This is a genomic window from Streptomyces sp. NPDC001002 (genome assembly GCF_053599215.1).
This window is the reverse complement of sequence record NZ_JBSFLV010000007.1, coordinates 153560-162877: the sequence shown is the minus strand read 5'-3', so window position 1 is coordinate 162877 and position 9318 is coordinate 153560. Positions and strand designations below refer to the sequence as shown.

Here is a 9318-nt window from a genome sequence, read left to right as displayed (position 1 = left end):
GCGCCGACCTCCACGAGGCCACCCGCGACCTCGACCCGGCGGAGACGCTGTTCATCGTCGCCTCCAAGACGTTCACCACGATCGAGACGATCACCAACGCCACCTCGGCCCGCTCCTGGCTCCTCGCGGGCCTCGGAGGCGACGACAAGGCGGTGGCCAAGCACTTCGTGGCGCTGTCGACGAACGCCGGCAAGGTCACCGAGTTCGGCATCGACCCGGACAACATGTTCGGGTTCTGGGACTGGGTCGGCGGGCGCTACTCGTTCGACTCCGCGATCGGCCTCTCACTGATGATCGCCGTCGGCCCCGACCGCTTCCTGGAGATGCTCGACGGCTTCCGGATCGTCGACGACCACTTCCGCACCGCGACCGCCGGCTCCAACGCCCCGCTGCTCCTTGGCCTGTTGGGCGTCTGGTACGGCAACTTCCACGACGCCCAGTCGCACGCGGTGCTGCCCTACAGCCACTACCTCTCCAAGTTCACCGCGTACCTCCAGCAGCTGGACATGGAGTCCAACGGCAAGTCGGTGCAGCGCGACGGGCGGCCGGTGGAGTGGCAGACCGGCCCGGTGGTGTGGGGCACGCCCGGCACCAACGGGCAGCACGCGTACTACCAGTTGATCCACCAGGGCACCAAGCTGATCCCGGCGGACTTCATCGGCTTCGCCCGGCCCGTGGCCGAGCTGAGCGACGAACTCAAGGCGCAGCACGACCTGTTGATGGCGAACTTCTTCGCCCAGACCCAGGCCCTCGCCTTCGGCAAGACCGCCGAGGAGGTCCGCGCGGAGGGCGTGCCCGAGGCGCAGGTCGCGCACCGCACCTTCAAGGGCAACCACCCCACCACCACGATCCTGGCCCGCGAGCTGACCCCGTCGGTGCTCGGCCAGCTGATCGCCCTCTACGAGCACAAGGTGTTCGTGCAGGGCGCGGTGTGGAACATCAACTCCTTCGACCAGTGGGGCGTCGAGCTCGGCAAGGTCCTCGCCAAGCGCGTCGAACCCGCCCTGACCGAGGGCGCGGACGTCCCCGGCCTCGACCCCTCCACCACCGCACTCGTGGCCGCCTACCGCGACCTGAAGGAAGTGAACTGACATGCAGCTCGGCTTGATCGGACTCGGCAAAATGGGCGGCAACATGCGCGAGCGCATCCGCCGCGCGGGCCACACCGTCGTCGGCTACGACCGCAACCCCGAGGTCTCCGACGTCAGCAGTCTCACCGAACTGGTCGAGAAGCTCGAAGCGCCCCGCACCATCTGGGTGATGGTCCCGGCCGGCGCGGCCACCCAGTCGGTGGTCGACGAGCTCGGCGGCCTGCTGGAGTCCGGTGACGTCGTCGTGGACGGCGGCAACTCCCGCTGGACGGACGACGAACAGCACGCCAAGGAGCTGGCGACCAAGGGCATCGGCTTCGTCGACGCCGGCGTCTCCGGCGGCGTGTGGGGCCTGGAGAACGGCTACGCCCTGATGGTCGGCGGCGACAAGGAGCACGTCGAGCGGCTCCAGCCGATCTTCGAGGCGCTCAAGCCGGAGGGCCCGTACGGCTATGTCCACGCGGGCAAGGTCGGTGCCGGGCACTTCTCCAAGATGGTCCACAACGGCATCGAGTACGCCATGATGCAGGCCTACGCCGAGGGTTGGGAGCTGCTGGAGAAGGTCGACTCCGTGGACAACGTCCGCGAGGTGTACCGCTCCTGGCAGGACGGCACGGTGATCCGGTCCTGGCTGCTCGACCTCGCGGTCAACGCCCTGGACGACGACGAGCACCTCGACAAGCTCAAGGGCTTCGCGCAGGACTCCGGCGAGGGCCGCTGGACCGTCGAGGCGGCCGTGGACCACGCGGTGCCGCTGCCCGCGATCACGGCCTCGCTCTTCGCGCGGTTCGCGTCCCGGCAGGACGACTCGCCGCAGATGAAGATGATCGCCGCCCTGCGCAACCAGTTCGGCGGTCACGCCGTCGAGTCGAAGTAGGCCCACCGTGGGGGACCTTCTCCTGGTCCGCCACGGCGAGACGGAGTGGAGCGTGTCGGGCCAGCACACCAGCTGGACCGACCTGCCCCTCACCCAGCACGGTGAGGAGCAGGCCAAGGCGCTCGCTCCCCTCCTCTCCCGGCGGACCTTCGCTCTCGCCCTGACCAGCCCGCTCGGCCGCGCGATACGCACCGCCGAACTCGCGGGCCTGACGGGGTCCGTACCGGATCCCGACCTGCACGAGTGGGACTACGGCGCCTACGAGGGCGTCACCACCGTCGACATCCACCGCGCCCGCCCCGGCTGGGACCTGTGGCTGGACGGCGTCCCACCGGGCCCCGAGGGCCACCCCGGCGAGTCCCCGGCCGAGGTCGGCGCCCGCGCCGACCGGGTGCTGTCCCGCGTGGCCCCCGCCCTCGCGGACGGCGACGTGATCCTCGTCGCGCACGCCCACTTCCTGCGCGTCCTCACAGCCCGCCGTCTGGGCCTGCCGCCCGCCGAGGGGCGGCTGTTCCAGCTGTCGACGGGCACGGTCAGCCGCCTGTCGACGGAGCACGACCGACCGGTGATCGCGGAGTGGAACGCCAGGGCCTAGGCATTGTGCTCTGGAGTGGAACGCCGGGGCATAGGCATTGCGCTCGACAACGGCCCGGGCCGACGCGTTGGCGTCACGGCCCGGGCCGTCTGCACAACTTCCCGCTCACAAAGGGGTGTTGACAGCTCACGCGGGCCGGGTCAGAGTCACCGCTGATGGAGATCAGCGATCTGACACCGGCCGAACTGCGGGTGTGGCGGGCCTTTCCCCGGGGCGAGTCGGTGGACTTCCGGGAGTCGACGGACGAGGACGTCTCGGCGGGAGGCGAGTGGGGACCGGAACGGACGGTCCGCGCCAAGGTGCTCAAGGCACTCGTGCTCAGCGCGCCACAGGAGGAGGGCGAGGTCGCCGCCCTGAGACTCTCGGGCGCACGCGTCACGGGAGTGCTGAATCTGATCTACGCCGTCGTCGAGCACGCCGTCCGGCTGAGCCACTGCCACTTCGACGAACGCCTCGACCTCTACAGCTCCCGGCTCCGCCAACTCAACCTCCGGGACTCCGTCTTCCCCGCCCTCACCCTCGGCAGCTCACGCGTCGACAGCCCGCTGCGCCTGTCGGGGTGTCGGGCACGCGGAGTGGTGAAGCTGGGCGGGACGCAGATCGCGGGCGCGGTCTACCTCGACGGGGCCGAGATCAGAGCCACGGACGCCACGGAGCCGGCACTCCAGCTCAACCAGTCCGCCATCGGCCACGACTTCGTGGCCACGGGGCTGCGCGTGTACGGCGAGACACGGCTCAACGGAGCTTCGGTCGCCGGCAAGGTGAATCTGGAGAACGCCGAGTTCCACAACCCCGGCGGTATCGCCCTCCAGGCGGAGGCGCTCGACGCGAACGCCGACGTCCGCGCCCGCGGACTCCACGCGTACGGCCAGATCGAACTGCGGGGCGCCCGCATAGCCGGCCGCCTCGACCTGTCCCGCTCGCACCTGTCCCACCCCGGTGGCACTGCACTGCGGGCCAGCAGCAGTGTCATCGGGGAACTGTGGCTGTACGGCAGCGATCCCGTCGAGGGCGTCCTCAACCTGCGCCGCGCACACATCGAGGTCCTGAGCTTCGGCCCCGAGGTGCTCCCCGCCGAGGTCCGCATCAACAACCTCAGCTTCACGACCCTCACCCCGCACCTGCCCGCCGAACAGCGCCTGCCGATGCTGGAACGGGACGGCGAAGGCTATGTCCCGTACGCCTACGAGCAGTTGACCGCCGCCTACCGGCGCATCGGCGACGACCGGGCGGCCCGCGAGGTCCAACTCGCCAAGCAGCTCCGCCATCGCGCCACGCTCCCCTGGTACGGGCGCACTTGGGGCCACCTCCAGGAAGTCACCGTCGGCTACGGCTTCCGCCCTCTGCGCGCGGCGATCTGGCTCCTCTCCCTGCTCGCCACGGGCTCGATCGCGTACGCCCTCCACAACCCACCCGCGCTGAAGCCATCCGAGGCACCGCCCTTCAACGCGGTGTTCTACACCCTCGACCTGCTCCTCCCGGTGATCTCCTTCGGCCAGGAGGGCGCCTTCGCCCCGCGCGGCGGCTACCAGGCGCTGTCCTACGTCCTCATCATCACCGGCTGGATCCTCGCCACGACGGTCATCGCGGGCGTGACCAGGAGCGTCAGCCGCCAGTGAGGCGCCGAGCGGAGTGCTGGGCGGCCAGCCGCACCGGCGCGTTCGTCGCGCCGTACCCCCGATAGCCCCCGTCCCGCTGGACGAGCTCGAAGAAGACGCGGCCGACGGTGCGGGTGTAGCAGTGCCTGAACTCCCCGTACGCGTCACGGTCGTAGAGAATCCCGAGCTCCTTGTACGTCGCCAACTCGCCGTCGGCGAACTCGAACCGGGCGGCCAGGTCGTCGTAGTAGTTCGCCGGCATCTCCAGCAGCAGCCCGCCCGCCGCGCGGAACCTGCGGGCCGCGGCCACCAAGTCCCGTGACTCCAGGGCGATGTGCTGGGCGTGGACCGTGTCGTCGGCGGGCGCCGCCCCGACGGACAGGGCGATCCGCACGCCACCGTCGGCCCCGGTGACGGCACGGCTGCGCAGCAGCCCGTACGGGTCGGCCACGTCCACGCTCTCCTGGGCGTCGAGCCCGAGGACGCCCTGATGGAAGAGCGCGGCCTCGTCGAAGTGGTGCCAGGGCTGGGTGAGGGCGAGGTGGTCGATACGGCGGACGACCGCTGCCGTCGGGGTGTGCTGGACGTCCTCGAAGTCGGCCCGCCAATCGGGCAGTTCGGGCCGGCCGGTGGCGCAGAAGAACAACTCCGTGCCGTCTGGAGCCGCGACGGCTTCGAGGGGCGCGTCCTCCGGTGCCCGCCGCCTCGGGAGCACCGGCGCCAACAGCGCCTCGGCACGGCGGGCGGCGCCTTCCGGGTCCGGCGACTCAAGACCGATCGCGGCGAGGCCGGTACCGTCACGGCGGGCGGCGGGCCCGGTGTTGACCAGCACCCGGGCGTCCCCCTGCTGCCACAGATCGACCGACTTGCTCCGGTGCCGAGCGGCGCGCGCGAACCCGAGAGCACCGAGGACCGCCGAGACCGGCTCGGCGTCGGCCGTGACCAACTCGGCGAAGGCCACGCCCGTGGGGACGACGGGCGCGGGCAACTCCGCCACCCCGACGGCCTCTTGGAGAACGAGCAACGAGCGATGCGCGTCCACGGCGGTCGGACCGGCCTCGGCCTGACGAAAAACGTCGTTGAAGACTTCGAGGGAGAGGGGCCCGCTGTATCCGGCGCGCAGCACATGCCCCACGAGCCCGGCGACATCGAACCCACCCTGCCCGGGGAAGCAGCGGTAGTGCCGACTCCACTGCAACACGTCCATGGCGAGCAACGGGGCATCGGCGAGCTGGAGAAAGAAGATCTTCTCCCCAGGGATGTCTTCAATCCCCTTGGGATCGGAGCCACGAGAGAGGATGTGAAAGCTGTCGAGACAGGTACCGAGGGCCGGGTGGTCGGCGGCCTCGACAACTTGCCAGGCATGGTCGTACGTATTGACGTGCCGTCCCCAGGCAAGCGCCTCATAGGCGACCCGAACTCCGAAGTCCTGCGCGAGATCGGCGAGTTGACGCAACTGTTCGGCAGCCAAGGCATCGTCGTCCACCGCGAGCGGTGAAACGCTGGAGCAGACGAGGACAGTGTCGGCGCCGAGCCGCCGCATCACCTCGAACTTGTGCCGGGCGCGCCGCAGATTCCGCGCGAACTCCTCGGCGGGGACGGCTTCGATGTCCCGCATGGGCTGATAGAGGTCGATGGAGAGCCCGAGGTCCGAGCAACGTCCCCTGATTTCCTCAGGCGTGAGCGGACTGGCAAGCAGATCGTTCTCGAATATCTCGACCCCGTCGAACCCGGCCCGGGAGGCGGCGGCAAGCTTCTCGGTAAGGGAGCCACTAAGAGAGACGGTAGCTATACAGGTACGCACGGCGACTCCTCCTGCCTTCTGTCTTTGTCTTTAGGGGCGCGGGGAACTGCGCGACCAGCCACATCCGGCCGGCACCCGTCATACGACCTGCTCCGCCGAGCTCTCCACCAAGAAATCCGCAAGCATCCGCCCAACATCCGGCTCACGCCCCGTAAACAACCGAAACGCATCAGCCGCCTGAAACACAGCCATCCCACCCCCGTCCAACACGGCGCACCCAACCCCCCGAGCGGCCCGCACCAACTCCGTCTCCAACGGCCGATACACCACCTCAGCAACCCACAACTCCCTGCGGAGCAACCCCGCAGGGAACGGCAACCCAGGATGCGCGGCCATCCCGGTAGGCGTCGCGTGCACAACCCCATCCGCCCCGGCCAACAACTCACCCAACCGCTCCGGAGAAGCCGCAGCAGCCCGCCCCGCCCCAAAATGCCGATTCAGCGCGGCAGCGAGATCCACGGCCCGATCGGCCAACGCGTCCACGACAGTGACCCGTTCGGCGCCCAGCGTCAGCATCGCGTGCGCCACGGCGGCCCCCGCACCCCCCGCTCCCACCTGCACAACGCGCTCCAACGCCACGTCCGGCAACCCACGAGCGAACGCAGCCGCAAACCCCGTGACGTCGGTGTTGTACCCAACGGCACAACCATCCTCAAAAACCACGGAGTTCACCGCCCCGAGCGCCGAAGCCTGCGGAGCCAGCGCGTCCAGGTGCTCGATGACGAGCTGCTTGCACGGGTGGGTGATGTTGAGCCCGTCGAAACCGAGGTCCCGCGCGGCTCGCACCAGATCGCCGACGGCCTCCGGTCGCAGGCCGAGCTCGTCGATGTCGATGCGCCGGTACAGGTACCGCAGGCCCTGCCGGTCCGCCTCCCGCTCGTGCAGCACCGGGCTGAGCGACGGCCCGATGCCGGCACCGATCAGTCCAACGAGAAACGAGTCCTTGGCCACGCGGACCTCCCGAGCCGATCGCTAATGTACGAACCAGTACGTTAGCTATATCAGCCGCACCGCCCCTCGGGGAAGGCCTGGGACCGCCGCGACCCCCGCCCTGCACCATCCGCCGCCTACAATCTGCCGCAGCGGCCGCACTCCCGAAGGAACCCAAGGAACCCGATGACCAGCGTCGACGAACCGGCACGACCCAACGGGCGGATCCGCGACGCGGTCCGCACCCAGGCCGAGATCCTCGACGTGGCGACGCAGGAGTTCGCGCGGGCCGGCTACGACGGTGCCCGCGTCGACGAGATCGCGGCCCGCACCCGCACCACGAAGCGGATGATCTACTACTACTTCGGCGGCAAGGAGCAGCTCTTCACCGCCGTCCTGGAGCGGGCGTACACCGTGATCCGCGAGGCCGAACAGGGGCTGGACGTCGAGCATCTCGACCCGGTCGCGGCCATCCGGAAGCTCGCCGAGGTCACCTTCGACCACCACGAACAGCACCCGGACTTCATCCGCCTGGTCAGCATCGAGAACATCCACGGGGCCGAACACATCGCCGGCTCCGAGAAGTTGGGCAAGATCGGCTCCCCCGCGCTCGACGTGATCCGCCGCATCCTGGCCACCGGGCAGGAGTCCGGCCTGTTCACGGCTGATGTCGACGCGGTCGACCTGCACGCGATGATCAGTTCGTTCTGCTTCTTCCGGGTCGCCAACCGGCATACTTTCGGCGCCCTGTTCGGCCGCGACCTCACCGACCCGGCGCAGCGCGAGCACTACCGCGCCATGCTCGGCGACATGGTGATCGCCTATCTGACGGCGGAGCGCACGGCCGACTGAGCCGGGAACGCGCGACCTCTTGACACCCGGGAAACGCGAGCGCAACATCCCTACCCACCGAGACTAACTATCCAGTGGGTTAATTAACCGGCCCACGCTCGGGTACCTCGGCCCCGTCCCTCTCCTCCCGCTCACTCCCCTACGTTGGAGTTCCCCGAAGGAGCACGCCGTGTCCGTCCCCGCCGAAGCCGCCGGGCAACCGAACAAGGCGGCCGCCGCCGCCTGGATCGGCAGCGCCCTGGAGTACTACGACTTCTTCATCTACGGCAGCGCCGCAGCCCTGATCTTCCCCAAGGTCTTCTTCGACGAGTCCGACCCGGCCACCGCGACCCTGCTGTCGCTGGCCACGTTCGGTGTGGCGTACGCGGCCAGGCCGGTCGGCGCGCTCTTCCTCGGTCACTTCGGCGACCGCGTGGGCCGTAAGAAGATCATGGTCTTCACGCTGATTCTGATGGGCGTGTCCACCTTCCTGATCGGCTGTCTGCCCAGCCGCCACCAGGTCGGCACCCTCGCCCCCGTCCTGCTGGTCGCCTGCCGTGTCCTCCAGGGCATCTCGGCGGCGGGCGAGCAGGCCAGCGCCAACTCCATGACCCTCGAACACGCGCCACCGCACCGGCGCGGCTTCTTCACCAGCTTCACGCTCGGCGGCACGCAGGGCGGACAATTGCTGGCCACGCTGGTGTTCATCCCGATCGCCTCGCTGCCCGAGGACCAACTGCTGTCCTGGGGCTGGCGGGTGCCGTTCTGGCTGAGCATCGCGGTCGCCGTCGTCGGCTACTTCATCCGCCGTCGGCTGGAGGAGACTCCGGCCTTCGCCCGGCAGGCGGCCACGGAAGGTGTGGTGAAACTCCCGCTGGTGGTGCTGCTGCGCGAGCACTGGGCGGATGTGCTGCGGGTGATCGGGGGCGCGCTGATCGCCTCGGTCTCCACGATCTTCACGGTGTGGGCGCTGGCGTACGCGACCAGCGACGCGATCGGCATGTCCCGTACCTCGATGCTCTGGGTCGGTGCCCTCGCCAACCTCGTCGCGCTCGCCGCGATCCCGCTGTGGGCCACCCTCTCGGACCGCGTCGGCCGCCGCCCGGTCTTCCTGATCGGCGCCGTCGGCAGCGCGATCATGATGTTCCTCTACCTCTGGGCGATCTCCACCGGCTCCTACCCCCTGATCATGCTCCTCGGCATCATCACCTTCGGTGTCGTCTACAGCGCCGCGAACGGCGTGTGGCCCTCCTTCTACGGCGAGATGTTCTCGACCCGGGTCCGGCTCTCCGGCATGGCGATCGGCACGCAGATCGGGTTCGCGGTGGCCGGCTTCGCGGTCACGTTCGCCGCGCAGATCGCGGGTCCTGACGGCACCGACTGGTCCTCGGTGGCCCTCTTCACCGCGGCCCTGTGCGTCCCCCCGGTGATCGCCGCCCTCTCCGCCCGCGAGACGTGCAAGGTACCGACCGAACTGCTCGGCGAGCGGGCATCCGCGCAGGCGTCACGGACGGAGAAGGTGACGGCCTGATCCCCACCGGCTGGTGACGGCCTGATCCTCGCTGGCTATCGTTGCCCGATCGCAGGAACGA

8 protein-coding genes are annotated in these 9318 nt (G+C 69.4%); 6 read left to right on the top strand and 2 right to left on the bottom strand.

Annotated features, from left to right (window positions below; translation table 11 throughout):
* The 4 genes from pgi to ACWDR3_RS06260 form a co-directional block, all read left to right on the top strand.
* A partial coding sequence (gene pgi / locus ACWDR3_RS06275) for a glucose-6-phosphate isomerase (RefSeq protein WP_450351213.1) occupies positions 1 to 1091 on the top strand: 1091 nt, incomplete at its 5' end.
* A gap of 1 nt (position 1092) precedes the next feature.
* Positions 1093 to 1968 (top strand): phosphogluconate dehydrogenase (NAD(+)-dependent, decarboxylating), encoded by an 876-nt coding sequence (gene gnd, locus ACWDR3_RS06270; protein ID WP_450351211.1) that lies wholly within the window; start codon positions 1093 to 1095, stop codon positions 1966 to 1968.
* Positions 1969 to 1975: 7 nt separating this feature from the next.
* A complete protein-coding gene (locus ACWDR3_RS06265; RefSeq protein ID WP_450351210.1) occupies positions 1976 to 2563 on the top strand; it encodes a histidine phosphatase family protein in 588 nt (195 codons plus the stop codon).
* 155 nt (positions 2564 to 2718) lie between these two features.
* Positions 2719 to 4182: a membrane-associated oxidoreductase gene (locus ACWDR3_RS06260; RefSeq protein WP_450351209.1), complete on the top strand. Its 1464-nt coding sequence runs from the start codon at positions 2719 to 2721 to the stop codon at positions 4180 to 4182.
* On the opposite strand, the gene ACWDR3_RS06255 is transcribed toward ACWDR3_RS06260, so the two are convergent.
* Positions 4169 to 5965, bottom strand: a complete 1797-nt coding sequence (locus ACWDR3_RS06255; RefSeq protein WP_450351207.1) for a bifunctional sugar phosphate isomerase/epimerase/4-hydroxyphenylpyruvate dioxygenase family protein — start codon at positions 5963 to 5965, stop codon at positions 4169 to 4171. The genes ACWDR3_RS06260 and ACWDR3_RS06255 overlap by 14 nt on opposite strands.
* A gap of 78 nt (positions 5966 to 6043) precedes the next feature.
* Complete coding sequence (locus tag ACWDR3_RS06250; protein WP_450351205.1) at positions 6044 to 6916, bottom strand: shikimate dehydrogenase; 873 nt, start codon at positions 6914 to 6916, stop codon at positions 6044 to 6046.
* Positions 6917 to 7081: 165 nt separating this feature from the next.
* On the opposite strand from ACWDR3_RS06250, the gene ACWDR3_RS06245 reads away from it, so the two are divergent.
* Together ACWDR3_RS06245 and ACWDR3_RS06240 are read left to right on the top strand one after the other, a co-directional pair.
* Positions 7082 to 7747: a TetR family transcriptional regulator gene (locus ACWDR3_RS06245; protein WP_450351203.1), complete on the top strand. Its 666-nt coding sequence runs from the start codon at positions 7082 to 7084 to the stop codon at positions 7745 to 7747.
* A gap of 169 nt (positions 7748 to 7916) precedes the next feature.
* Positions 7917 to 9257 carry an MFS transporter gene (locus tag ACWDR3_RS06240; RefSeq protein WP_450351202.1) on the top strand — a complete coding sequence of 447 codons (1341 nt, stop codon included), beginning with the start codon at positions 7917 to 7919 and terminating at the stop codon, positions 9255 to 9257.
* Positions 9258 to 9318: the final 61 nt, after the last annotated feature.

Coding starts and splice junctions, on each gene's coding strand:
- ACWDR3_RS06245 (WP_450351203.1), top strand. CDS start 7,082: ATGACCAGCGTCGACGAACCGGCACGACCCAACGGGCGGATCCGCGAC.
- gnd (WP_450351211.1), top strand. CDS start 1,093: ATGCAGCTCGGCTTGATCGGACTCGGCAAAATGGGCGGCAACATGCGC.
- ACWDR3_RS06260 (WP_450351209.1), top strand. CDS start 2,719: ATGGAGATCAGCGATCTGACACCGGCCGAACTGCGGGTGTGGCGGGCC.